A 24,001-nucleotide genomic window follows, 5' to 3' on the forward strand; every position below is an offset into this window, starting at 1 on the left:
CGGCAGTGCCGGTGACGTCCGCGGCTCGCGCGATGCGCGGTGCCGCCGTCCGGGGCGCGGGCGCCGCACGGGAGCTCTCTGTGTCCTGTCTCGCCGGTTCCGTACGCCATGTGTGCGTACGGCCTGGCGAAAGTCTTCTGGTCGGTGCGCTGCCCGACCCAGGTGGCTCCCGGATCCGAGGGCGGCGCTACGACGTCCGTCCTTACGCGGGACCTTCCTTACGCCGACGCCTTCGCGGCGGCAGTTTCGGCGGCCCCTGTGCGATCGGCTGGGGCGGCCGTGACTGCCTCGCGGTCGGGCGCGAGCGGGTCGGTCACCGTGCCGGTCTCTTCATCGAACAGCCCCTGCGCCAGCCTGGTCACCGCTGCGGCGACCGGCGGCGCCAGGTCGGCCACGGCGCGAAGACCGGACAGGACGTCGTCGGGTCGTACGGCAGGCGTCACGTGCCGAACAACCAGGCGCAGTATCGCACAGGGCTGGTCGGTCGGCCTATCAGCCTGCGGACTGTGCGCCTCGAGGCTCGCCACGGCACCGCGGGCGTCGAAGGTGCGCATCCCGTTCTTGGTCCTGCGCTGGACCTCGACCGTGTCGGCCGACTTGAAGGCGTCGACCGCGCGCTCCGCGTCCTCGGGCGCCACGCCGTCGAGGCGCAGCTCCCACACGGACGCGGTGAGCCGGTCGGCGAGACCCGAGGTACGGGCCTCGACCGCCTCGATGATGTCGAGCCCGTCGGGCAGCGACTCGTCGAGGAGCTCACGCAGCTTCTGAGGGTCACGCGTCTGGGTGAGCGCGATCTCCAGGTACTCCGCCTCGCTGCCTGTGCCGGTGGGTGCGGCATTGGCGTACGACACCTTCGGATGCGGTGTGAACCCCGCCGAGTACGCCATCGGCACCTCGGCACGGCGCAACGCACGCTCGAAGGCGCGCTGGAAGTCACGGTGGCTGGTGAACCGGAGGCGGCCGCGCTTGGTGTAGCGCAGTCGGATGCGCTGCACCGCGGGTGCGGGCGGCGGGCCTTCGGGCTGTCGCTTGCCCAGTGTCGTTCAGTCCTTCGTGAGAGCGGTCGTACTGCTACCTAGAGTACGTGTCCCGGCGGCTCCCGGTTCCCGCCGGTGCTTCGTCAGGGGCACCCGCTCGGGCTCCCGGGGCGTGCCGAAGAGCATGCGGCGGATGTCCGCGCGGGTCTGCCGCGCCGACTCGCGGGCGGTGGCCAGGGCCTGCCGTGTCACGCGGCCCACGCCGCGCGCGGCCTCGGCGGCGGGCCGCAGGACCGTGTCCCGGACGACGTGTCCGACCGGCGTCAGCACACTGCGGTACACCCAGCGCACGGGCTCCACGAAGATCCACCGGAAGAGTCGTCCGAGGAACCGGCCGACAGCGAGCGAAAGGTGTCCGGCCACCCGCCAGGCGTGTCCGAGTGCGTCCCCGACCTCCCGCGCGACGACGGCGAGGACCCGTCCGACCGGCACGAGCACCCAGCGCCACAGGGCGTGCGCGGGCAGCACGAGCAGGACGCGCAGGGTCCAGTGGAGCGCGGCGCCGATCCCGGTGAAGATCATCCGTACGAGCCACCCGAGTCCGCGCGCCGCCCAGGCGATCGCCCGTCCGACGGGGGCGAGGATCCACTCGTACAACCACAGTGCCGGTACGACGATCAGATGGCGGACCAGCCAGGCCACGACCCGGTACGCCCCGAGCGCTACCGCCCCGAACCCGAGCCCCAGGCCCCTGAGCAGCCAGGCGACGGCCCGCCCGACAGGGGTCAGCACCCGGGCGTACAGCCAGGTGAGTACGGCGCCGATGCCACGGAGCACCCAGGCGAACCCGGCGCCGAGACCGCGGAAGACCCAGGTGAACCCGGCGCCGACGCCCCGCGCCACCCAGGCGATCGCGTGTCCGACCGGCGTGAGCACCGTCTCGTACATCCACACGGCGGGCACGACGAGCAGCACGTACCCGAGCCACGCCAGCGCCTTGCCGAGCGGCACCACGGCGTACCGCCACAGCGTCACCCACGGCCAGACGAACACCGCCCAGGCGACCCACTGCAACATCCGCCCCACGGGACGCAGCACGGTGTCCCGCAGAAACCTTCCGCCGACCACCAGGGCGTCCCACAGCATGCGCACGGGCACGACGAGCACGAGGACGACGATCCGCACGGGCAGGCGGATCGCGACCGTGAGGCACCCCTCGGCCGGTGCTGCGGGTCGCTCAGCAGGCGACTTTTCCAGGTCCATACCGACGTAGACGCGTCAGGGCACCATCTGGATGCACGCCTCTGAGGCCGGTTGCGCTCGCGTCGAAACTCCTGGCGTTCGCGCCGTTCCGCCCGGCGCGCCGCCGTCGGGGAAGATCGGAGAAGACCGTCATTCCCTCGGCGAGAAGCACCGGCGTGATCACGAGCCGCGGCTCGAAGACCAGGCCCTCGCTGAGCCCCGCCGTCATCTCGGACACGGCGGCGTCGTGTCGGCCGCCGCCTGCGCGGCCCCCGGTCACGCTCGAAGCGGACGCGCGTCCGCCTGGGTCGGCCGCGAGTGCGCGGGCGACACCGACGCGCTGCTGCCGGCCGCCGGAGAGCCGGCAGGGGGAGCGGCGGGCCAGGGCCGCGTCGCGCCTGGGCGCGACGGGCGGCACCGAGCCCTCAACCGCCCTGGACCTGGTGGTGGTTCGGATCAGGCATGGGCGTCGGCTGCGCCGGCGGCCCCGGAGCGAAGGGCTCGACCCGCTGGGAACGGGTGAGCATGGCGACCCTGAACGCGGGCACCCGACGGCCGGCAAGCCCCGCACGGAGGCCACCCGGGCCTCCAACTCCCCGCTCCTCCGCCGCACCTCGGCCTCCCACTGCTGCCGACAGACCGCCCGCTGCTCGTGCCGGCCGCGCGCCAACTCCCTCTGGAACGCGCCCTGCACTGCACCGCATCGGCCCACAACCAGCAGTGATCACACGCACCAGTCGGCGATCAGTGCCTCATGTGTCTCCTTGTCCGCTTATGAAGGGACCCCTGCCGAAGGAACGCCGGGAACTCCATGCACACTTTGCCTGTCGCAGTCCCGTCTCCAAGAGGATGATCCACGCATGATTACGCTCACCAAAGAAGACGGCCCGGCGGATCTGGACGGAGTCACCCATCTGTCCATCGGAGTGTCCTGGGATCCCACCGCGGGCAGCAGCGGAGGAGTGATGGGCGTACTCCGCCGCAAGACGGGCACCGACCTGGACCTGATCGCCATCGCGATGCAGAACATGGACCCGGTGCGCCTGGCGGGCCTCGACTCGCTCGACCCCATGGGCAACGGTTCCCTGGTGCACAGCGGTGACAACCAGACCGGGCGCGGGGAGGGCGACGACGAGACGTTGACGGTCGAGTTCGCCCGCATACCGTCCAACATCACGTCGATCGTGTTCATCGCCGCCGCCTTCAAGAAGGGCAGCTCCTTCCAGAAGGCCCGCAACATCAGCTTCAAGGTGTACGACGCGACCGGCGGCACCACTCAGCAGGTCGCCGACATCTGGCCGAGCATGCTCACCCAGGACAACGGGTGCGCCGTGGCCAAGGCCGTTCGGGTCGACGGCAGCTGGAAGCTCGAGGTCATCAACGTGACGGGGAAGATCAAGCAGGGTGACGAGCACGCCCTGATGCGCTTCGCCGTCAGCAAGTAGTCGGCCGTCAGTACGTAGTCCGTCGTCAGTCGTAGTCCGCCATCAGTACGTAGGACGAGGTACCCGGGGCCCCTGTAGGACCCCGGGTACTACATACGCCGGACGACCTGCGCCTCCGCCCTCTCGACGGGCGTGCGGCCGTAGACATGGACCAGGGCGAGATGGAACAGGGCGGGCGCAAGAGGGGCCCAGCGGTGGATCCGGTCCGCGCGCAGCATGTACGTGACCACTGCCGCAGGACGGAAAGGCACGTAGTCGATGGTCTGATGCTCCCATCGGTCCGCGACCCCTCGGCTCATACGCGCTTGCAGGTCTTCTCGGGTCAAGTCCTTCAGCCTGGCGTGGAAGTGGGCGCTCCAGTGGCGCTTGTCGACGTCCAGCACAAAGGCAAGCAGATCGAGTGCGTACTCGTGGGGTTCGAGGGACAGCTCCTCCCGCATGCCGCGCCGGGCCACCGCATGCACGTCGGGGGCGTTCCTGCCGGACGAGTCGATGTGCCGCGACATGCCTTCGTTGACCGAGGAGTTCCAGACACCCGGGGCCATCCGGACCCGGTCACTGCGCTGACTGACGACCAGCAGGTCGTCGCTGGTCACCACCGCCACGTTCACAGCGAAGCTGCACTGCAGAAACGCGGGTGCCCGCAGCGGATCGTCCGGCGTGAGATACCGGGAACGAGGGGTTGTCCCGTCGGCCAGTCGGCGGTCGAGCTGCTGAGCGGCGAGAAAGGTGTAGTAGTCCGTCGGGCGGAGCCTCAGGTGGACTACGGGTTGCTCTTCGAGAGCGGTGCGTGAGACGCCGAACGACTCGACCGCGTAACGGGGGCCGTTCCACAACGGAGTCCGCCCCTCCACCCGCAGACGCTCACTCTCCCCCTCGATCTCGGCCCGCCAGCCGTCCATGTCCGAGGGCAGCTCGATCTCCGCGTCGAGCACTTGGACATGGACGGCTTCGGCGGGTATGGACGACTCGCCGTGCCCTTCGACGATCAGGGCGGACGTGTGCAGAGGGCCGAGGGAGAAGGTCCTCCACGCGGGACTGGACTCCTCCCGCTGCCGCAGGCCGCGCACCGCGCGGGTGGAGCGAGCACGCAGCCTGAACCAGCCGTCCTGCAACGGTTGCTGGAACAGCACCGCGCACAGCATCCCGAGTACGGCGCCCACAACTCCGTTGGCCACATCGATCCCGCCCATGCCAGGCAGGGTAGGCAAGTCGATCACGCCTCGCGCGATCTTGCCCTTTCCGTTACGGCCGCCCCGGTGATCGGCCTGGTGGGGTCTGTGACCGACCGGCGCCGACGCGGTCTGTTCGGACCTCGGGCGGTGCTACCGGCCGTCCTCCGGCGGCAGGTCCTGCTCGGTCCAGATCGTCTTGCCGGTGGGTGTGTAGCGCGTGCCCCAGTGGCGGGTCATCTGGGCGATGATGAACAGCCCCCGGCCTCCCTCGTCGTCGTTGGCGGCGTGCCGCAGATTGGGTGTGGTGTGGCCGGTGTCGGAGACTTCGCAGATCAGGGTCCGGTCGCGGATGAGGCGTACCTGGATCGGGCCGCCGACGTAGCGGATGGCGTTGGTGACCAGTTCGCTGACGATGAGCTCGCTGGCGAACGTCAGGTCGTCCAGCCCCCAGTCGCGGAGCTGCTTGCTGACGGCGGTGCGGATGGTGGCCACCGCCGCCGGGTCCGAGGGCAGCTCCCACTGGGTGAACTGGTTCCGGTCGAGCAGGCGGGTGCGGGCGACGAGCAGCGTCGCGTCCTCGTCCACGGCCCCGGGCAGCAGGGTGGTCACCGCCCGGTCGCACAGCACTTCCAGGGACGCCCGGCAGTCGGCGAGGATATGGGACAGCTGCGCGAGTCCGGCGGCACGGTTGTCGGCCGCCTGGAGGAGGCCGCCCGTGAAGAGGGCGAGGAGACTGCCCGGCGGGAGCTCCAGATCCGTGCTCTGGTAGGGCAGGCCACCGATTCCCAGCGGCGGTCCGGGGGGCAGCTCCGGATGGTCGACGGCACCCGTGTGCGGCTCGACGACCACCAGGACCGACTCCCCGGCCCGCGCCAGACTGCACTTCCCCGAGACGGGGTCGTACACCGCGTACAGGCAGGTCACGCCCAGGGCCTCGTCGGCCTTCGGCCTCAGGTGGCCCGGGCCTTGGCCGTCCCCGCGCTCGTGCGCGGTCTGCTCGACCAGGTCGTCCAGGCGGGACAGGAGCTCGTCCGGGCTCAGGTCCAGCCGGGCCAGCACGCGCACACCTGTGCGCAAGCGGCCCATGGTGGCCGCGGCGCGCAGGCCGTGACCGAGCACGTCCCCGACGACCAGACCGACCCGGGTGCCGGACAGGGGGATGAGGTCGTACCAGTCGCCGCCCACCCCGGACCCGTTGTCGGCGGGCTGGTAGCGGCTCGCCGCGTCAACGGCGGCGTGCGGCGGCAGGCGGCCCGGCAGCAGGCTCCGCTGGAGTTTGAGGGCCACGGCATGGCCACGGGTGACCATCGGCATCAGCAGGAGACCGAGCAGCAGGGCGCCCAGGCCCAGGACGGTGACCCCGCCCGTCCTCCCGATCAGCGGCGGGTCGACGCTGGTCATGCCGTATCCGGGGTCCGCATAGACGACGAAGGCGGCGTAGAGGAACAGCAGGAGCATGATCAGCCCGCCGAGCCCCGGCAACACCCCCTTGAAGACCAGGTCCCTGGCGCTGCGGGTGAGAACCTTGCGGTGGTACCAGACGCAGGCGAAGCCGGTCAGTCCGTACTGGAACGCGATCGCGAGGCCGACCGCGTCGATCGAGTCGGCCAGGACGTTATGGCTGAACGACGTCAGCAGGACCAGCAGGGCGACCGACACCGCGCCCATGCCGACGGTTCCCCAGGTCGGGGTGAGAAACCTGCGGTGGACCCGGGCGAACCGGGCGGGGACGGCCTTGTGGACCGCCATGGAGAAGACGGTCCTGGCCAGGGGCAGGATGGTCGTCTCGGCGGAGGCCAACGCCGAGGTCAGCACCATCAGGATCAGCAGTCTCGACAGGAACAGCCCCGTGTCGTCGCTCCCGAACACGGCCTCGCCCAGTCCGGAGAACACGTCGTTCGAGTTGTGCGTGTTGCCGAGCCCGATGCCCGCGGTGCCGACTCCCGCGAACGCCTGCGCCGAAGTGGACACCAGCCCGTACATGATCAGGAGCAGCACGGTGGACAGGACCGCCGCGCGCCCGGGGACGCACGTGCTGTCGACGGTTTCCTCGTTGACCGCGAACGCGGTGTCCCAGCCCCAGTAGATGAAGACCCCCGCAAGGATGCCCGAGGTCAGCGCCGTTGCCGAGGGCACCGCGAACGGGTTGAACCAGGAGGCGGAAACGTGGATCGCCGTCGGGGGCGGGTCGGTGTAGACCTTGACCAGTGCGGCGACGGCGAACAGGATCAGCATCACCACTTCCAGGCACAGCAGCCAGCGCTGGACAGCCGCCGAGAACTCGATGCCGACGTAGCAGATCGCGGTCAGCACGGCGATCCAGGCGATGCCCGCCACGGTGGTCCACAGCCGGTTCTCCGCCAGTCCGTTCAGACCCACCAGCCGGAAGCCGTAGGCGGCGGCGACCTCGGCGAGGCTCGCCATGACGATGATGTTGGCGACGATGAGGCCCCAGCCGCCCATCCAGCCGATGCGCGGTCCGAAGGCGCGGGTGGCCCAGGTGAAGGTGGTCCCGCAGTCGGCGTTGCTCGCGTTCAGCTCCCGGAAGGCGTACGCGACCAGCAGCATCGGGATGAACGCCAGCATGGTGACGATCGGGGCCTGCAGTCCGACCCCGGCCACGATGACGCCCAGCGTGGCGGCAAGGCTGAACGCCGGGCCGGTGGAGGCCAGGCCCATGGCCACCGAGGAGAAAATGCCCAGGGCGTCGTTCTTGAGCCCTTTCCGGCCGGACCCCGTCCCGGGAGCTGGGCGGCCGGCGGACTCGGCGCCGCCAAAGTGCCTCACACTTGATTCCAACGCCGGGTCACTGCCCTCCGCAACAGCGCAGGGGCAGCAATAAGGCGCGAACCGGACTCGGACCCAGTCCACCAGTGAGTGAAAGTCCACCGCTGAGCGGAGGCCCGAGGTACCTCTGAGCGGAGGCCCGAGGCATCTCTGGGCACCGCCAGGAAATCGATCACCTGATCGATTCCGGCGCCCATCTCAGCGCGTGTGACCGCCCCCCGCGGGGGTCGGTGCGGCGTTCTCGACCGTCACGCTTCGCCGCACCCCATGGTGATCACGACGCCGGACGCCCGCCGGCACCTGCACGCCGACGTCCCGTGACAGCTCCGTCCTCCGGATACCCGAGCCGACCACCACCGCGACCACCCCGACCAGCGCGGCCATCCCGACCAGCTCGGCCACCACGCACCACGCACCACGCACCACGCACCGACCGAGCGAAGCGCTCACGCGGTCACCCCGACGGACTCAGGAGCGGTCAGGAACGCGCCCAGCCGGTCCAGCACGCCGGGCAGCACCCAGTAGTAGACCCAGGTCCCACGACGCTCGCAGTCGATGAGTCCGGCCTGCCGAAGCAGCTTGAGATGGTGGGAGATCGTCGGCTGCGACAGCTCGAACGCGGGCGTCAGCTCGCACACGCACACCTCGCCACCCTCCCGCGAAGCGATCATCGAGAGCAGCCGCAGCCGGACCGGGTCGCCCAGCGCCTTGAACACCTTCGCCAGTTCGACGGCCCGGTCCTCGGCCAGCGGAGCGGAGGCCAGTCCCTGGCAGCAGGCGCCGTCCGCGTCCTGGCCGAGCACCTCAAGCTCCTGTTTCGACATACCTCTATGTTGACGTTCTTCGATACAAGACGCAAGGTTGCATCAACGAACGTCAATACAAGCCGTTCCGGGGCGCGCCATACCCCGTCATCCAGGAGTCAGCCATGCGCGAGCAGTCCACCGAACTGCGCGAGGCCGTCCGCCGGCGATACGCCTCCGCGGCCGTGAAGGTGACCGAAGGTGGCACCGCGTGTTGCGGACCGCAGCCGGTCGAGGTCGACGAGAACTTCGGCCCCGCCCTCTACGCCGCCGACGAGCGTGACGCTCTGCCCGCCGAAGCCGTCGCCGCCTCACTCGGCTGCGGCAACCCGCCCGCCGTGGCCGATCTCCACGAAGGCGAACGCGTCCTCGACCTCGGTTCCGGCGGCGGCATCGACGTCCTGCTCTCCGCCCGTCGCGTCGGCCCCACGGGGAGGGCGTACGGCCTCGACATGACCGACGAGATGCTCGCCCTGGCCCTCACCAACGCGAAGAAGGCGGGCGCGACGAACGTCGAGTTCCTCAAGGGCACCATCGAGGCGATCCCGCTCCCCGCGGGCACCATCGACGTGGTGATCTCCAACTGTGTGATCAACCTGTCGACCGACAAGGCGGCGGTTTTCGCCGAGACGTTCCGCGTCCTGACCCCCAACCGCCGCATCGGCGTCTCCGACGTCGTCGCCGACGACGCCCTCTCCCCCACCCAGCGCGCCGAGCGTGGCGACTACGTCGGTTGCATCGCGGGGGCCCTGTCGTTCACCGAGTACCGCGAAGGTCTTGAGGCGGCAGGGTTCGTGAACGTCGAGATCACCCCCACGCACCCCGTGGCCGACGGCATGCACTCCGCCATCGTCCGCGCCACCAAGCCCCCGACCGAGACGCAGGCCCACTCCACCACTGAGCGGATGCCCTAGGCGGCGGGCTGTGGCTGTGGACTTGATCAACGCTGCGACTGCGATCTGGCCGAGATCCACCGATGAGTTCCGCCGGCTGCGCCGGTCTACCAGGACGTACGCCATCGAGCCACCGACTGGAGCCCCACCATGACCAATCCCGCACACCCCGGCCGCATGCTGTTCGTGAACATCCCCGTAGCGGACCTCGATCGCAGCAAGGCGTTCTTCGCCAAGCTCGGGTTCAGCTTCAACCCGAAGTTCACCGACGAGACCGCCGCCTGCATGCTGGTCGGCGAGCACGCCTTCGTCATGCTGCTCAGCCGCGAGAAGTTCGCCGAGTTCGCGAAACTGCCGATGGCCGATCCCACCACGCACACGCTGGCGCTGTACTGCTTCAGCGTGTCGTCCCGTGACGAGGTCGACACGGTCAGCGCCGCTGCGCTCGCGGCGGGCGGCTCCGAAGCGGATGGCGCCGAGGACTACGGCTTCATGTACTCACGCAGCTTCTTCGACCTCGACGGCCACGGCTGGCAGGTCATGTGGATGGACCCGGCGGCGGCGGAGCAGGGCCCCGAGGCGTTCGCGGCCTCCGTGCAGGACGCCGACACCCCGGCCTGATCCATCGCGTTCCGCCCTTGCGCCGTCGTCGTGCGGCCGACCGCCCCAGCGACGACGGTTCTGACCTCTTGCACTCTGTGCCTGCCTCTTGGAGAAAGTCGAGGTTCGGCTGATCCACTCCGCCTCGGAGCCGATGTGCAGGGCGCTGCCAGAACCCGGCAGCGGCGTCCGGGAGGACGCCGGCGGCGCCGACGGGCGAGGGGGCGAAGCGACGACCGCGGCCGGCGCCTCAGCCACCCGGTGTCGAGTGCCTCGCTCACCTCAGTGCGTGTGACCGGTCCCTGCGGGGGCCGGTGCGGCGTTCTTGACCGTCAGCGGCAGTCAGTAGCCGGTGCCGCGCTTGACCTGGGCCCGCTCGCTCCCATGGGTCGCACCCTTGTCGTCCAAAGTGCGACACGCGTCGGCGATGTCCTGGCTCAGGCGATCGATCTGCTCGCGGCTCAGGGTCTCCTTGACCAGGGCACGCATGATCTTCACCCGCTCCGCGTTGGGCGGGAGCGTGTACGCCGGCACCATCCAGCCGCGCTCGGCCGAGAGTTGCCAGGCGACATCGGACTCGTCGTAGGCGTGCTGGCCGACGAGACGGAAAGCGACCAGCGGCAGCTGCTCGAGGTCGCTCCCGATCACTTCGAAGCGGCCGCCGCTACGCAGGTTGTCCGCCAACACGTGGGCGTTCTCCTGCAACATCTTCATGACGTAGGTGTAGCCCTGGCGACCGAGCCGGACGAAGTTGTAGTACTGCGCGAGCACCATAGACGCGCCGGTGGAGAAGTTCAGCGTGAACGTCGCGTCGGTCTTCCCCAAGTAGTTCTCGTGGAACACGAGGTCCTTGGGCAGGTCGGACTCCTCGCGGAAGACCAGCCAGCCGATGCCGGGGTAGACCAGGCCGTACTTGTGTCCCGAGACGTTGATCGAACGGACCTGCTCGAGCCGGAAGTCCCATTTCGAGTCCGGGTAGAGGAAGGGCCACACGAATGCGCCGCTGGCTCCGTCAACGTGGATCGGGATGTCAAGGTCCCGCTCCTTGCGGACGTCCCGCAGGAGCTTGTCGATCCCGACGACGTCGTCCTTGTGGCCGGTGAACGTGGTGCCGAGGACGGCGACGACGCCGATCGTGTTCTCGTCGAGGCGAGGCTCCACGTCCTCCGGGCCGATCGTGTACTTGCCCTCGGCGAGCGGCACGATCCGCGGCTCGACGTCGAAGTAGCGGCAGAACTTCTCCCACACGACGTGGACGTCCCCGCCGAAGATCAAGTTGGGTCGGTCGGCCGACAGATTGGCCGCCTTGCGGCGCTCCCGCCACTTCCACTTCAGCGACAGCGCCCCGAGCATGATCGCCTCGGACGAGCCCTGGGTTCGACATCCGGTCGTCTTGCCCGGCGCGTTGAAGAGGTCGGCGAGCATGCGCACGCAACGCTGTTCGATCTCGGCGGAAATCGGGTACTCCGCATGGTCGATGAAATTGCGGTGGAGATTCTCGGCGATGATCCGTTGCGCCTCCGGCTCCATCCAAGTGGTGACAAACGTGGCGAGGTTGCGCTGCGGGTCACCCTCCATGGCGAGGTCCACGTCCAGCAACCTCATTGCGTCCGTCGCAGCCATGCCTTCCACGGGGAAGGTCTCCGAGGGAGCGGGCGCGGTCAAGAATCGGTTGCCGAACAGGGCCGCGCTGTCACGCTTAGTCATATGACGATTCAAACAGCAGCCGATGCCCGCCTCGGCGAGGGACACGCCGACGCAGACCAGCGAGGCTCCGAACCGGCTGGGCGCGGCGCCGGGCGTCCAGGTGGAGCGCGCCACTGTACGAACGACCTGGAAGCCCAGTGCCGTGTCTACTCGGCTCTGCCTGGGGCGAAGGTGGTCGAGAGGGGAGCCCACGACGCTCGCCACGATTCGGCAGGCACTCGCGAACGGCGCCCCGTCCATCCCGGAGTCCGAGTGCCTTCCTGCCGGAGGCACCTCCTCGGCCCGCGGATGAATTTCCAGCTGCACCCGCATGCGCGCCCGCGCCGTAGAGAAACTTCTATCCCACTGGGACGAGGCGCCTGCTCCCATCCCGTCCACCATCGACCAAGCCACCGTCCCACACGCCGGCGAACGCCAACGAGCCCCCTCCCAAACCAAGGAAGGGGGCTCAACTGGTCTCGGTCGCATGGCAGCCCAAACTGCCACCAGTGCAAACGGGCGAGGGCCGGAAGCGCCGGCCGCAACCAGCGCGGCAGCCACCTCGTCCTCGCTCGCCCCGCCAGGGACTCGATCACCCGATCGAGTCCCGCGCCCGCCTCAGTGCGTGTGACCGGTCCCTGCGGGGGCCGGTGCGGCGTTCTTGACGGTCAGCGGCAGGAGCTTCTTGCCCGTCGGGCCGATCTGGATGCTGGTATCCATCTGCGGGCAGGGAGCCATCCATACTCACGTCGGACCGCCAGCTACCGTTCTCGGAGCATTTCCCTGTCCTGGACAGAGGGGGACCAGTTCGGCGGAACTGTCGTCGGTGACGCCCGATGCTTCACGACACCCCCTGGGGTCAGAAGGGCGGGTCGTCGGAGTAGCCGTCCGTCCAGGGGCGATCCATCGGTTTGGAACCCGAGATCCGTGGGTCGGGTAGCGGGCCGGGCTCTGCACCCCAGGTCACGAGGCACCGCTTGGCGAGGTATCGGTAACCCCGGTACTCGCTGGTGCTGAGCGTGCCGCGTACCAGGGGCACGAACTCCGGAATATGTACAGCCAATTCAGGGGCGGCGAGCGTCATCGCAGCTGCGTGCACCGCAGCTTCCCGGATCAGAAGGTCAGCATCAGCAAGGTACGGCCGCGCGGCTTCGTAGGTCAGGGGAAGGATGGCACGCACCGCGGCGACATCGTCAGGTTCTCCCGGGCCGTCTTCGTCGTACGTCGCGTCATCAGCGAGGTCACCCAGCCATTGCAGGAGTGCCGCGCGCATGGGCCGACGGCGCTCGTCGTGGAAGTAGACCCCCGAGGTCATCGTTCGTGGGTGGCCAAGGATGGCGATGACGAAGCGAGCGGCCGGGGCGGTGGCGCCATAGATGCTGTTCTGGTGGGTCACGGCCTGACCGAGGGTGTGTACGGCGCTTCGCTGAACACCCTCGTCGTCATCCAGTAGCCCGGCCAGAATGACGGGGGTCGCCGGGGCTACGTTGGGGCAACAGTGGTTGACGCTGTTCCAGTCCGTCTCCAGGAGAAGCGCCCAGGGGTCGATAGCACCGCTGGCACCATTGATCGTCACGGCCCCAAGTGTGGCCTGCAAGCCGCGTGTGGGCCAGGGCCCGGTCAGCACCCTTCTCGCGAGAACTTGCTTCAGGTCAGCCGTCTGGGGTGAACGTACCGTCAGTCCTCCAGACGGACCGGCATCAGGATCGAGAAGGTGCCCTCGTCGTCGGGTCGACGGATCGCGATCGGTGCCGTGGGGGCACCGAGCTCCAGAATCAGTCGGTCCCTGGCTCCGGCGGCCAGCGCGTCCAGCAGGAACTCACGGTTGACTGCGACGCGGTTCGGGTCGTCGTCACCGTCAGTGCAGAGGGTGACCGTGCCGCCGCCCTCCACGCTGAGCACACTGAGGTCATGCGCTCCGGCCTCGCCGCAGCGGACAGGACCGGTCTCCAGGGCCTTCCGAAAGGCCGCCACCTCGACGAGGGTGCGGCGTCCGCCGGCCACGGAGAGCAGACGGCGGTAGTCGGGGAAGTCGTGGTCGAGGCACTGACCGGCCGCCTGTCTGTCCCCGACCTCCAGTGTCACGCGGTCACCGTCGCCGGAGAGCCGCACGGGTCCCTCGCTGTCCAACAGCGCCCGCATTGCGTCGGCGAGCGGGGTGGGCACGATGACCTGCACTCGGCTCCCGTCGTGCCCGCCGATGTCGGCCTGCGCGACAGCCATTCGGTACCGGTCGGTGGCCACGACATGGAGGCACTCGCCCTCGATGTCGAACAGGACCCCGCCGAGCATCGGCAGTTCCGGGTCGGTACTCACCGCGAAGCGAACCGTGTCCAGCGCGCCTGCCAGCTCGGGCGCGGCGATGGACAGCTGGACGGTGGCGGTACGGAGCGAAGTCATCACATTCTCCCGGTGATCGAGTAGTGCTCGGAGCACGGAGAACTCCCTGCGGGCATCGGACAGCCCTTGTTCGAGACGGCACACGTGTGCCTTGAGCAGTTTCCGGACCAGGTCGGTGTCCGCGCCGGACCAGCTCGCCAGCACCAGCCGGATGTCCGCCAGCGGCATCCCGGCCCGGCGCAAGCGGGCCAACACCCGGGCCTCTTCGAACTGCTCGGGTTCGTACCACCGGTAACCGCTCACCGGATCCACCCAGGCCGGGACCAACACACCGGCACGGTCGTAGAACCGCAGGGCACTCACGCCCAGGCCGCTGTCGCGGGCCATCTCGCCAATGCTGCGCATGTCGTCCTCCACACCCAGCACTTTGGCCCCTAAACAAGGTCGAGGGTCAACCCGGCTCCCGAGCGGATTTCGCACGCAGGCCTCGTATCGGCAGATAGGGCCGAACCGCAGTCATTGTCGAGGGCGCAAAAACACTGAGCCCCCTCCGATCAGGGAAGGGGCTCAGAAGATAACAGGGAGGCCCGCAGCGAACTCAGACCACTCCACCACTGAGTGGATGTCCGAAGAACCTCCAGGCCCCGGCAAGGGCGTTTGAGGCCTGGGCTGCGGTGTCGACTGCTGACGCCCGGAGACGCCGACAGCCGCCGGAGCAGCGGCTATGTCGTTCTCGCTCGCCCCGCCAGGGCATCAGCAATCCGCGCCAGAGACTCACTCACCTCAGTGGCTGTGTCCGCTGCTGGTCGCATCCTTTCTTGACCGTCAACGGCAGCAACTTCTTCCCGCTGTTACTTACTTGTGGCCAAGTATCCATCTGCAGGCACGGCCCGAACCGCAACCGTTCAGGCTTGCCGCCGAGAAAGCGACAGTCGGCGTCGCTCTAGGTCGATGTCCGTGACGACGACCGTCAACTGATCGCCGATCTGTACGACATCCTCTGGCGCCGCCACGGGCACCGAGCCCAGCTCAGAGAGATGCACCAGGCCCTCAAGGCCATCGGCGACCTGTACGAAGACGCCGAACGGAACCAGCTTGGTCACCCGCCCGCTCAGTCTTTGGCCCACCACGATGCCTTCGGCGAACGCCAAGAAAGGGTCCGGCTGCATCGCCCGCAGGGACAGCCGCGCCTCCCCGTTCCACGTGTCGAACTGCAAGAACTCGCACGACACCCGCTCCCCGACCTCAACGACATCGGACGCCGCCTCGAAACGACGCCAGGACAGCTCGGGATAGGTGATGAAGCCGACGCCGGGATACACCGGATGCTCAGGGCCCTCATCCAATGCCACGAAGACGCCGAACCGCTCGATCGCCGCCACCGTGCCGACCAAGAGCTCACCACGACGAAGCCGCTTGAGGAACGCCCAGAGCTCCGGGTTCTCAGTGGCCGCCGTCGACAGCCTCACCCGGCCCGCGTCCAGATCCACAGCAGTCACCTCACCGGTGATCCTCTGCCCGACCACAGCGATGTCGGCGAAGCGCCGACGCCAGGAACCGTCCAACGGCCACACCGTCCCGAGCGGCTGGGCGGTGAAGCCGTCCAGGATCACCGATATCTCAGACCGAGAAACCGCAGCGACCGTCCCGTGGCAGACGTCACCGACACGGATCGCCGCCAGAAACTTTCGGACGGTCCGTCCAGCCGCCGCATCCCCCATACCGCGAAGGCTCTCACGGAGAGATCGCTAAACCCACTCCACCTCCGACTGAATGTCTGCGCTACTCCCCAGCACGGGCAAAGGCGTACGAGAGGAGGCTGACAGCACCGGTCGACGCGGACGCGGAACACTCGCCGCAGCCATCAACGCCGCCACCTCCTCCTCGCTAGTGCTCTGACCGCATAGGTTCGCCGGGAGGACAGCGCTCTCGAAATACGGATGCGTCAAGATCACTCATCTGCGATAGTCGCGCGCTGTGAACAGTACTGAGCTTGTGTTTCGGCGTGCGGATGACTCTGATGCGGCCGACATTGCCGGCGTTTGGCTGCGTTCCTTCACCGCTGCGCTGCCGACCGTGCGCCGCGCGCACGGCGACGAAGAGGTGCGGAACTGGTTTTCCTACGTGGTCGTGCCGCAGTACGAGACCTGGGTAGCCGTCGCCGAGGGCTCCGTGATCGGGCTCCTGGTACTCGATGGCGAGGAACTCGAACAGCTCTACCTAGATCCGTCCTGGCGCGGTCGGGGTGTAGGCGACCGGTTCATGGACTTGGCCAAGCAGCAGCGGCCCGATGGACTGGGACTGTGGACGTTCCAGGTCAACGGACCAGCCCAACGGTTCTACGAGCGGCACGGTTTCATCGCAGTCGAGCACACCGACGGACTGCGCAACGAGGAACATGAGCCGGACGTCCGCTACACCTGGCAGCCTCACGAGTAGGCCCCCCGCTGAGAAGATCGGTCACGCGGCCGTCCGCAGGGGAAATCCGCTGGGGCGGCCGGCCGATGTCAGTGGTGGCCTGACCGCCCAACCCGGCACCGCTAGGAGTTGGCGGCCTCCGCCAGGACGCGGGCGAGTTCGCGGGGGCGGGTGGCCATCGGCCAGTGGCCAGTGGCCCGAGTCGAGGTCCACGTACTGAAGGTGGGCAGCACGGGCGAGCTCAGGACTCTCACCGGCGGCGATCCACTCCTTGGCCTGGGCAGGGGTGAACTCGGGGCATACAACCACAACGGGGACGTCGAAGCGGCGCTCGTTGGCCAGGCGTACGACTCCCCTGGCGACCGCCTCGGGGACAGGAACCGCGGCGGACGCGACGCGGTCGCGGGTCTGCTGGTCCAGGTCGGCGGCGTCCGCGCCCTCGAAGGGATCCCAGCCAGGGAAGGGCATGGCGCCGCCCTCGATCGCGAAGTGATCGGCGTAGGCCCGCCCATCGGCGGCGGGGAAGCCGCCGATCGGGGCGACCTTGGCCACCTTCTCCGGTCGCGCGTCGGCGGCCAGCCAGGCCAGGGTCGATGCTGCGGAGTGCCCTACCACCAGCGGCTTTGCGGGCGCCGCGTCAACCGCGGCAAGCACTGCTTCCAGCTGGTCGTCAAGCGTCGCGGAGGCGGCGCCGTCGCCCTGGCCCGGGAGGGTGAGCGGCACGGGATGGTGGCCGAGCGCGGTGAGTTCGGGCACGACGTCGTCCCAGGCGGATCCGTCGAGCCACAAGCCAGCGATGAGCACGATGTCCACGGTGGTTCTCCCGGAGAAGAGTCGGATCTGGTTGCCGGCACGTTATCGGGAGGCTCTGACACCGGGCTCTGGTCAGAGTCCGATCTTTGAAAACGGCTCGACCCAACCCAATCCGGCGAACCTACGCGGTCACAGCACTAGCCCCCGCCAGCGCCTCAATCACCCGATCGAGTGCCCCGCTCACGTCAGTGCGCGTGACCGCTCGATGCCGGCGCCGTCGTCGCGTTCTTGACCGTCAGAGGCAGCAGCTTCTTGCCGGTCGGGCCGATTCGTACGGCCGTGTCCATCTGCGGGCAGGTAGCCACCCGCACTCGCCCGCGCCCGCGGTCGATCTTCGTGTGTGCGCGGCTGACGGGGGTTATTCGCCACCTGGGAAGCGTTCCGTCCACCAGGTCCGCCAGCGGGATTCGAGGTCGGCCAGGTGGGTGTCGTCGAGGTGATAGGTGCTCAGGATCGCCATGGCCGCGCCGTTCGGCTTGTCGGGTGTCGCGGCCATGCTGGACACGATGAGCAGACCGTTGCCCCAGGTGTGGACGGTGATGCCGAGTTGGTGGTCGGAGCGGTACCACATCTCGCCTTTGACGTCCTCGCCGAGCAGATTCACCTGGAACGGTGTGCCCGCGGCGATGTGTGCGAGATCTAGTGCGCTGATGAGGTGCACCGCGTTGTCGTTGCTGCCCACGAAACTGAGTGTGCGGCGGACGGCGCCGGGGCGGCGCTCGACGGCGAACCGCAGCTGGTGCACGAAGGTGATCCAGCCTTCGGTGACGTCCTCGTAGTAGGCGTCCAGGTCCGGGTTGTCACCGCGTAGGACGCGGGTGAGCGTGACCCGGGTGCCCTCGCCGTGCGGTTCGAGACTGAATTCGTCCCCGCCGTGCAGTCTCAACGTGCGTGTGGAGGCATCCTCCACGGTCTCGGTGAAGAAGATCAGGTCGATCTCGCCGTCCAGGCCGTCGTAGTCCCAGCCGAACCAGTGGCGGATCTTGTCCTTGTCCCGCAACGCGTCCCACACCACGTCCACGGGCGCCGCGATCGTGACCTCGATCCGCGGCCGTGTGTCGTCACTCATCCGATTCTCCTTGTGTCACCGCGGGAGCCGGGTGTCCGAGGGCAACCATCCAGTACGGGCGACCGTCGGCACAGTCGTAGCGCTCGACCACCTGCCGCACCGCGGCCGCCAGCTCTTCGGTGAGGCCCCTTCCTGGCAGGGAAGGGCGCTTAGCCAGCCACAGTCACGTGCGAGCCGGGAGCAGCCCTAGACCCACTCCACCTCGGAGACGACCCCCGAGGCCTTCCTGGGACCCGGCGGCGGCGTCCGGGAAGACGCCACCGGCGCTGGCGGGCGAGGACGCGAAATACCGAGCGCAGACAGCGCAGCGGCCACCTCCTCCTCGTTCGCCCCCGCCAGCGCCTCAATCACGGTTGGGCGGTGGGTGGAATGAGCTACGAAGCGGTGCGCCGCAGCAAGTGCGCGCTCGTGCTGCCTTGTTGTCGCCGAGTCGCCCTGAGTCTGCGCACCTAGAACCTGTCCGGGCGATCATTGGGGTCCCGCCACGCAGCCGCGGGACGGCCGGACTGACGACTCAAGAGTGACAGAGCAGGTCGAGGACGACGGCCTCGGCGTCGAGGGCGTCGAGATAGCGGTTGGCCTGTTCCCAGTGGCCGTCTGTGTCCGCGTCCATCCACGTGCCATCAAGGGTGACCAGGGCGAAGCCGGGCACGGCGCACCGGACCGACCACAGCCGGGCTTCCTCATGTTCCTGCGCGAAGTAGGCGACTGGGTCGTTGAGCAGGAACGACGTATCAAAGTGCGGGTCTCCCGCGACGGCCCTCTGGGCCACGTCCTGCACCAGTGGCTGGGCCAGATGCTCCTCCCTGGCGTCTGCCGCGGAGTACCTCTCAGGATCGGCCTCGTGGCGAGCGAGGAAGTCGGCGAGCGGGCGAGCTGGCGGATGTATCGCGGTCAGCCCGGTCCAAGCGGTGAGCAGGGCGTCATGCGCGCGCGCCGCTCGTTCCCGCATACCGTCGAAGTCGAGCAGACCCCGAGGCCCGCCATAGCATTCCAGCGGCCCGAGGCCATCGAGCTTGGCCTTCCTGCGCGGCACCGTTGAGGCGGTGACGAGCCTGCGGTCACCGTCGTGCTGAGGCAATACGAGGTAGGCATTGCCCGGGCTGGAGTGGATGGCCCACCAGTCCCAGTGGCCGACCGGATTCCATTCCTCGGTGAGGTTGGCGTTGTAGGGCGCCATGATGGCAGCTACAGCCTGCGGAACCTTCCGGGGCGCGGCCGGCGGCAGACACACAGTGGCGTAGAACTTGGTCATGCCCGGGAGCGTAAGCCCTGGGATTTCACCCACCCATCCGACTGCCATCTCATCGGATCGCCGTCTCAGCGGGCCAGCCACCGCGGCGGGGCACTCCGCAGCGTCAAGCCCACGAACTCACGTGCCGCCAGACGTCAACGAGCCCCCTTCCCGGTGAGAAAGGGGGCTCACGACACACAGTCACGCAGAAGCCGATTCGAACCTCAGACCCACTCCACCTCGGAAACGATGTGCAGCGAAGCCTCAGGGCCCGGCAGCGGGGTCCGAGAGGGTGTCGACGGCGCGGACGGGCGAGGGGACGAGACGCCAGCCGCGGACAGTGCCGCCGTCACCTCGTCCTCGCTAGCCCCCGCCAGCGCCTCAATCACTCGATCGAGTGCCCCGCTCACGTCAGTGAGAGTGACCGCTCGATGCCGGCGTCGGACCCGCGTTCTTGACCGTCAGAGGCAGCAGCTTCTTGCCGGTCGGGCCGATTTGTATGGCCGTATCCATCTGCGGGCAGACGCCACAGTCGAAGCACGGGGTCCAGCGGCAGTCCTCGACCTCCGTCTCGTCGAGGGCGTCCTGCCAGTCCTCCCAGAGCCAGTCCTTGTCGAGGCCGGAGTCGAGGTGGTCCCAGGGAAGGACCTCTTCGTAGGTCTTCTCGCGGGTCGTGTACCAGTCGACGTCCACGCCGAAGGCCGGGAGGGTCTTCTCGGCGCAGGCCATCCAGCGGTCGTACGAGAAGTGCTCGCGCCAGCCGTCGAAGCGGCCGCCGTCCTCGTAGACCGCGCGGATGACGGCGCCGATGCGGCGGTCACCGCGGGAGAGCAGGCCCTCGACGATGCCGGGCTTGCCGTCGTGGTAGCGGAAGCCGATGGAGCGGCCGTACTTCTTGTCACCGCGGATCTTGTCGCGGAGCTTCTCCAGGCGCGCGTCCGTCTCCTCGGCGGAGAGCTGGGGCGCCCACTGGAACGGGGTGTGCGGCTTGGGAACGAAGCCGCCGATCGACACCGTGCAGCGGATGTCGTTCTGGCCGGAGACCTTGCGGCCCTCGGCGATCACGTTCATCGCCATGTCGGCGATCTGCAGGACGTCCTCGTCCGTCTCCGTCGGCAGGCCGCACATGAAGTACAGCTTCACCTGGCGCCAGCCGTTGCCGTACGCCGTGGAGACGGTCCGGATGAGGTCCTCCTCCGAGACCATCTTGTTGATGACCTTGCGCATGCGCTCGGAGCCGCCCTCCGGCGCGAAGGTCAGACCGGAGCGACGGCCGTTCCTCGTCAGCTCGTTCGCCAGGTCGACGTTGAAGGCGTCCACACGGGTCGAGGGGAGGGACAGACCGATCTTGTCCTCCTCGTAGCGGTCGGCCAGGCCCTTGGCGATGTCGCCGATCTCCGAATGGTCGGCCGAGGAGAGGGACAACAGGCCGACCTCCTCGAAGCCCGTCGCCTTCAGGCCCTTCTCCACCATCTCGCCGATGCCCGTGATCGAGCGCTCGCGCACCGGGCGGGTGATCATGCCCGCCTGGCAGAAGCGGCAGCCCCGCGTGCAACCGCGGAAGATCTCCACCGACATCCGCTCGTGGACCGTCTCGGCCAGGGGGACCAGCGGCTGCTTGGGGTACGGCCACTCGTCGAGGTCCATGACCGTGTGCTTGGACACACGCCACGGCACACCCGACTTGTTGGGCACGACACGGGCGATACGGCCGTCGGCGAGGTACTCGACGTCGTAGAACGCCGGGATGTAGACGTTGCCCGTCTTCGCCAGGCGGAAGAGGACCTCCTCGCGGCCACCCGGGCGGCCCTCCGCCTTCCAGGCCCGGATGATCTCCGTCATGTCGAGCACGGCCTGCTCGCCGTCACCGATGATCGCCGCGTCGATGAAGTCGGCGATCGGCTCGGGGTTGAACGCCGCGTGGCCGCCGGCCAGGACGATCGGGTCGTCGAGGGTGCGGTCCTTGGACTCCAGCGGAATCCCGGCCAGGTCCAGGGCCGTCAGCATGTTCGTGTAGCCCAGCTCCGTGGAGAAGGACAGACCGAAGACGTCGAAGGCCTTCACCGGGCGGTGACTGTCCACCGTGAACTGGGGGACCCGGTGCTCGCGCATCAGCTCCTCCAGGTCCGGCCAGACGCTGTACGTGCGCTCGGCGAGGACGCCCTCGCGCTCGTTCAGCACCTCGTAAAGGATCATGACGCCCTGGTTGGGCAGCCCGACCTCGTACGCGTCCGGGTACATCAGCGCCCAGCGGACGTCACAGGCGTCCCAGGCCTTGACCGTGGAGTTGAGCTCTCCGCCGACGTACTGGATCGGCTTCTGCACATGCGGGAGCAGAGCTTCGAGCTGTGGAAACACCGATACAGCGGCTTCGGCAGGCATCTCGCGAACCTTCGTGAGCTGGGAGGTACTGACAGGGGTGACCATCCAGCCTAACGCGACCGGAGCCGGCTCCCGTCCGCCTCAGACGGCGCCCTTGTCCTCGATCGCCTCCCACTCCCCCGGCAGCGCCGCCTCCACCGCCGCCGCGCGCTGCTCCGCGCGGCCGTACAGCACCCCGTACGTGAACGCGTTCTCGCCCGCCTCGTGCGCCTCGGTCGCCACCTCCCGCAGGGCCCCGCGGACCATCACGCTGTCCTGGTGGTCGCCCAGCAGCGTCTGCAGGGACTTCATCGACTTGACCAGGTCGGCGGAGGCTATGCCGAGGGCGGGGGTGGCCGCCTCGGCCGCGTAGCGCGTGCGCTTGGCCTTCTTGCGCGCGTCGTGCATCGCGAGGTCGCGCTCGGAGCCGGGCGGCAGTTCCAGGGCCTCGCCGACCAGGTCGGCGACCTTCTTGAAATCCTTCCGTACGGCCTTGGCGATCACCTTCTCGGGCTTCTTCGAGGCGGCCTCCCGCAGGGGCGGGCCGGCCACCAGCGTGTCCAGCGTCGTCAGCAGGTCCAGATAGCGCTTGCCGTCCAGTACGGCGATCAGGCGCTGCCGGGAGCCGGAGCGGCGGGCCCCCGACCAGGTGCTCAGACGGGCCTGGACGGGGCCCGTGACCAGGTCGGACGGGAGGTCGTCGAGCGCCGCCGTCAGGTGCTCGGTGAGGACCTCCTGGTCGCGGTCGACGCCCAGCTCGGCGGCGAGCCACTTCAGCTCGACGCCGACCGGGTCGGTGACGGTGCGGTCGAGGATCTTGCCGAACGAGCGGAAGGTGCTGCGGAGGCGGCGGGTGGCTACGCGCATACGGTGCACGGAGTCGGGCACGTCGCGGCGGACGGCGGGGTCCAGCTCGACGATCGCGTCGCGCTGCGCGCGGACGTAGGTGAGGATGTGGCCGCCGGCGGTGTGCGGGGGCGAATCGGGGGGTTCGGGCTTCGCGGCCGTCGTCGTCGCTTTCGACGCGTCAGCGACCTTGTCGGTCGCCGCCGCCTTGCCTGCCTTCTCCGGCTTGCCTGCCGTCTCCGCCTTGCCTGCCTTCTCCCGCTTGCCTGCCTTCTCCGGCTTCCCCGGCTTGCGGGGGGCCGTGTCGTCGAGTGCCTTGGCCAGTTTGGACGCGGAGGCGGAGCGTTTGATGCCCGCCTTGCGGAGCCTCTTCTCGACCTTGTCGAGGAAGGCCGGATCGCCGTCGTCGGCGAGTTCCACCTCGATCTCGGTCCATTCCGCGCTGCCCGCACCGCCGCTGAGGCGCTCCGCGTGGACGCGGTCGACGCTGACCTCTGCGAGGAGGGTGCCGGAGGCGTCGACGAGGTGGCGGACGTCGCGGGCCGACAGGAGACGTACGACGGGGACGAGTTCGGCCTCGCGGATGCGGGAGCGGACGAGGGCGGTCAGGTCTTCGGGGACGGTGTCGGAGAGCGGGGCGCGGATTTCGTCGCGGACGCCCTCGGAAACGGGGAGTTTGAGGTGCCAGCCCGCGTCGTCGCCGCCGGTGCGGCGGCGGAGGGTGAGGGAGGCGGTGGCGAGCCGCTGGTCGGCCGTGTCGTAGTAGGTGGCGTCCAGTTCGGCCACGCCCTTGTCGATGACGCCCGAGACTCCTGGGACGTCGGTCAGGTCCGGGAGTGGCGCGTCGCCGCCGGCCGGGGGACCCTCGTACTTTCGCTCGATTTCGCGCTTGGTGTCCGCCATGAACTGAATCTAGTGGCTGTCGGGCCGGGATGGCAGTACCAGCCCCTGCCCGGACCTCTGGGAACGACCGGATCTCGCCCCCGCCGCCCCTACCCGTCCCATCCCCAGGGGCTCCGCCCCTTCAACCCCACTGGGGGCTACGCCCCCGAACCCCCCACGGGGCTACGCCCCCGAACCCCGCCAAGGGCTACGCTCCCTGGACCCCGCGGAGCCCCGCCCCCAAACCCCGCGAAGCCCCGCCCCTGCACCCCACCGGGGGCTGCCGCCCCCTGCACCCCCACAAAGCGCCGCCCTTGGACTCCGGCGGGACTGCGGCCCCGACCCTCGCCGGGCCGCGCCCCAGACCCCCGCCCCGGCCTGCGGATGCCGGCCTGGGCGGGTGGGATGGGCGGGGTGGGCGAGGCACGGG

At 68.9% G+C, this 24,001-nt stretch carries 17 protein-coding genes and 2 pseudogenes; 4 read left to right on the forward strand and 15 right to left on the reverse strand.

Features of this window, described 5'->3' with window-relative positions; translation table 11 throughout:
• Window positions 1-218 precede the first annotated feature (218 nt).
• Entirely contained in the window at window positions 219-995 is a 777-nt protein-coding gene (locus ACZ7M2_RS04970) for a TIGR03936 family radical SAM-associated protein (RefSeq protein WP_471594146.1), read from the reverse strand.
• Between the two features lie 48 nt (window positions 996-1,043).
• Entirely contained in the window at window positions 1,044-2,240 is a 1,197-nt protein-coding gene (locus ACZ7M2_RS04975; protein WP_471594147.1) for a hypothetical protein, read from the reverse strand.
• Between the two features lie 839 nt (window positions 2,241-3,079).
• Here ACZ7M2_RS04975 and ACZ7M2_RS04980 point away from each other — a divergent pair.
• Window positions 3,080-3,664, forward strand: coding sequence for a TerD family protein (locus ACZ7M2_RS04980; RefSeq protein WP_352046210.1), 585 nt, complete (start codon window positions 3,080-3,082; stop codon window positions 3,662-3,664).
• Window positions 3,665-3,753: 89 nt separating this feature from the next.
• On the opposite strand, the gene ACZ7M2_RS04985 is transcribed toward ACZ7M2_RS04980, so the two are convergent.
• The 4 genes and pseudogenes from ACZ7M2_RS04985 to ACZ7M2_RS05000 all read right to left on the reverse strand — a co-directional run bounded on the left by ACZ7M2_RS04985 (window position 3,754) and on the right by ACZ7M2_RS05000 (window position 8,450).
• Window positions 3,754-4,857 (reverse strand): hypothetical protein, encoded by a 1,104-nt coding sequence (locus tag ACZ7M2_RS04985; RefSeq protein WP_471594148.1) that lies wholly within the window; start codon window positions 4,855-4,857, stop codon window positions 3,754-3,756.
• Window positions 4,858-4,989: 132 nt separating this feature from the next.
• Window positions 4,990-7,626 carry an amino acid permease gene (locus tag ACZ7M2_RS04990; protein ID WP_471594149.1) on the reverse strand — a complete coding sequence of 879 codons (2,637 nt, stop codon included), beginning with the start codon at window positions 7,624-7,626 and terminating at the stop codon, window positions 4,990-4,992.
• 291 nt (window positions 7,627-7,917) lie between these two features.
• A pseudogene (locus tag ACZ7M2_RS04995) lies at window positions 7,918-8,010 on the reverse strand (aquaporin family protein); the annotation flags it as partial.
• Window positions 8,011-8,072: 62 nt separating this feature from the next.
• On the reverse strand, window positions 8,073-8,450 hold the full coding sequence (locus tag ACZ7M2_RS05000; protein ID WP_471594150.1) for an ArsR/SmtB family transcription factor: 378 nt from the start codon (window positions 8,448-8,450) through the stop codon (window positions 8,073-8,075).
• Between the two features lie 104 nt (window positions 8,451-8,554).
• Here ACZ7M2_RS05000 and arsM point away from each other — a divergent pair, with 104 nt between their 5' ends.
• Entirely contained in the window at window positions 8,555-9,343 is a 789-nt protein-coding gene (arsM, locus tag ACZ7M2_RS05005; protein ID WP_471594151.1) for an arsenite methyltransferase, read from the forward strand.
• Between the two features lie 129 nt (window positions 9,344-9,472).
• The gene (locus tag ACZ7M2_RS05010) at window positions 9,473-9,943 is read left to right on the forward strand and encodes a VOC family protein (protein WP_471594152.1); all 471 of its coding nucleotides are present in this window, start codon (window positions 9,473-9,475) and stop codon (window positions 9,941-9,943) included.
• A 321-nt stretch (window positions 9,944-10,264) separates the two neighbouring features.
• Here ACZ7M2_RS05010 and ACZ7M2_RS05015 read toward each other — a convergent pair whose 3' ends face one another.
• The 4 genes from ACZ7M2_RS05015 to ACZ7M2_RS05030 all read right to left on the reverse strand — a co-directional run bounded on the left by ACZ7M2_RS05015 (window position 10,265) and on the right by ACZ7M2_RS05030 (window position 15,669).
• Window positions 10,265-11,629, reverse strand: a complete 1,365-nt coding sequence (locus ACZ7M2_RS05015; RefSeq protein ID WP_471594153.1) for a glutamate decarboxylase — start codon at window positions 11,627-11,629, stop codon at window positions 10,265-10,267.
• An 838-nt stretch (window positions 11,630-12,467) separates the two neighbouring features.
• A complete protein-coding gene (locus ACZ7M2_RS05020; protein ID WP_471594154.1) occupies window positions 12,468-13,184 on the reverse strand; it encodes a hypothetical protein in 717 nt (238 codons plus the stop codon).
• Window positions 13,185-13,285: 101 nt separating this feature from the next.
• Window positions 13,286-14,353 carry a DNA polymerase III subunit beta family protein gene (locus ACZ7M2_RS05025; protein ID WP_471594155.1) on the reverse strand — a complete coding sequence of 356 codons (1,068 nt, stop codon included), beginning with the start codon at window positions 14,351-14,353 and terminating at the stop codon, window positions 13,286-13,288.
• Between the two features lie 500 nt (window positions 14,354-14,853).
• Window positions 14,854-15,669 (reverse strand): S1 RNA-binding domain-containing protein, encoded by an 816-nt coding sequence (locus tag ACZ7M2_RS05030; protein WP_471594156.1) that lies wholly within the window; start codon window positions 15,667-15,669, stop codon window positions 14,854-14,856.
• 256 nt (window positions 15,670-15,925) lie between these two features.
• Between ACZ7M2_RS05030 and ACZ7M2_RS05035 the strand changes: the two genes are divergently transcribed.
• Window positions 15,926-16,387, forward strand: coding sequence for a GNAT family N-acetyltransferase (locus ACZ7M2_RS05035; RefSeq protein ID WP_471594157.1), 462 nt, complete (start codon window positions 15,926-15,928; stop codon window positions 16,385-16,387).
• A 101-nt stretch (window positions 16,388-16,488) separates the two neighbouring features.
• On the opposite strand, the pseudogene ACZ7M2_RS05040 reads toward ACZ7M2_RS05035, so the two are convergent.
• The 5 genes and pseudogenes from ACZ7M2_RS05040 to ACZ7M2_RS05060 form a co-directional block, all read right to left on the reverse strand.
• Window positions 16,489-17,179: pseudogene (locus ACZ7M2_RS05040) on the reverse strand (alpha/beta fold hydrolase).
• Window positions 17,180-17,537: 358 nt separating this feature from the next.
• Complete coding sequence (locus ACZ7M2_RS05045) at window positions 17,538-18,248, reverse strand: SRPBCC family protein (protein ID WP_471594158.1); 711 nt, start codon at window positions 18,246-18,248, stop codon at window positions 17,538-17,540.
• 514 nt (window positions 18,249-18,762) lie between these two features.
• Window positions 18,763-19,503 (reverse strand): hypothetical protein, encoded by a 741-nt coding sequence (locus ACZ7M2_RS05050; protein WP_471594159.1) that lies wholly within the window; start codon window positions 19,501-19,503, stop codon window positions 18,763-18,765.
• A 390-nt stretch (window positions 19,504-19,893) separates the two neighbouring features.
• Window positions 19,894-21,864, reverse strand: a complete 1,971-nt coding sequence (locus ACZ7M2_RS05055) for a TIGR03960 family B12-binding radical SAM protein (protein ID WP_471594160.1) — start codon at window positions 21,862-21,864, stop codon at window positions 19,894-19,896.
• 81 nt (window positions 21,865-21,945) lie between these two features.
• Window positions 21,946-23,592, reverse strand: a complete 1,647-nt coding sequence (locus tag ACZ7M2_RS05060; RefSeq protein ID WP_471594161.1) for a CYTH and CHAD domain-containing protein — start codon at window positions 23,590-23,592, stop codon at window positions 21,946-21,948.
• Window positions 23,593-24,001: the final 409 nt, after the last annotated feature.

The sequence above is a fragment of the Streptomyces sp. NPDC111507 genome, assembly GCF_055638955.1.

What these genes read in the sequence shown, in the direction of transcription:
- ACZ7M2_RS05025 (WP_471594155.1), bottom strand. Translation starts at nt 14,353, where the DNA reads ATGCGCAGCATTGGCGAGATGGCCCGCGACAGCGGCCTGGGCGTGAGT.
- ACZ7M2_RS04985 (WP_471594148.1), bottom strand. Translation starts at nt 4,857, where the DNA reads ATGGGCGGGATCGATGTGGCCAACGGAGTTGTGGGCGCCGTACTCGGG.
- ACZ7M2_RS04975 (WP_471594147.1), bottom strand. Translation starts at nt 2,240, where the DNA reads ATGGACCTGGAAAAGTCGCCTGCTGAGCGACCCGCAGCACCGGCCGAG.
- ACZ7M2_RS05055 (WP_471594160.1), bottom strand. Translation starts at nt 21,864, where the DNA reads ATGCCTGCCGAAGCCGCTGTATCGGTGTTTCCACAGCTCGAAGCTCTG.
- ACZ7M2_RS05060 (WP_471594161.1), bottom strand. Translation starts at nt 23,592, where the DNA reads ATGGCGGACACCAAGCGCGAAATCGAGCGAAAGTACGAGGGTCCCCCG.
- ACZ7M2_RS05050 (WP_471594159.1), bottom strand. Translation starts at nt 19,503, where the DNA reads ATGACCAAGTTCTACGCCACTGTGTGTCTGCCGCCGGCCGCGCCCCGG.
- ACZ7M2_RS05045 (WP_471594158.1), bottom strand. Translation starts at nt 18,248, where the DNA reads ATGAGTGACGACACACGGCCGCGGATCGAGGTCACGATCGCGGCGCCC.
- ACZ7M2_RS04980 (WP_352046210.1), top strand. Translation starts at nt 3,080, where the DNA reads ATGATTACGCTCACCAAAGAAGACGGCCCGGCGGATCTGGACGGAGTC.
- ACZ7M2_RS05010 (WP_471594152.1), top strand. Translation starts at nt 9,473, where the DNA reads ATGACCAATCCCGCACACCCCGGCCGCATGCTGTTCGTGAACATCCCC.
- ACZ7M2_RS05000 (WP_471594150.1), bottom strand. Translation starts at nt 8,450, where the DNA reads ATGTCGAAACAGGAGCTTGAGGTGCTCGGCCAGGACGCGGACGGCGCC.
- ACZ7M2_RS05015 (WP_471594153.1), bottom strand. Translation starts at nt 11,629, where the DNA reads ATGACTAAGCGTGACAGCGCGGCCCTGTTCGGCAACCGATTCTTGACC.
- ACZ7M2_RS05030 (WP_471594156.1), bottom strand. Translation starts at nt 15,669, where the DNA reads ATGGGGGATGCGGCGGCTGGACGGACCGTCCGAAAGTTTCTGGCGGCG.
- arsM (WP_471594151.1), top strand. Translation starts at nt 8,555, where the DNA reads ATGCGCGAGCAGTCCACCGAACTGCGCGAGGCCGTCCGCCGGCGATAC.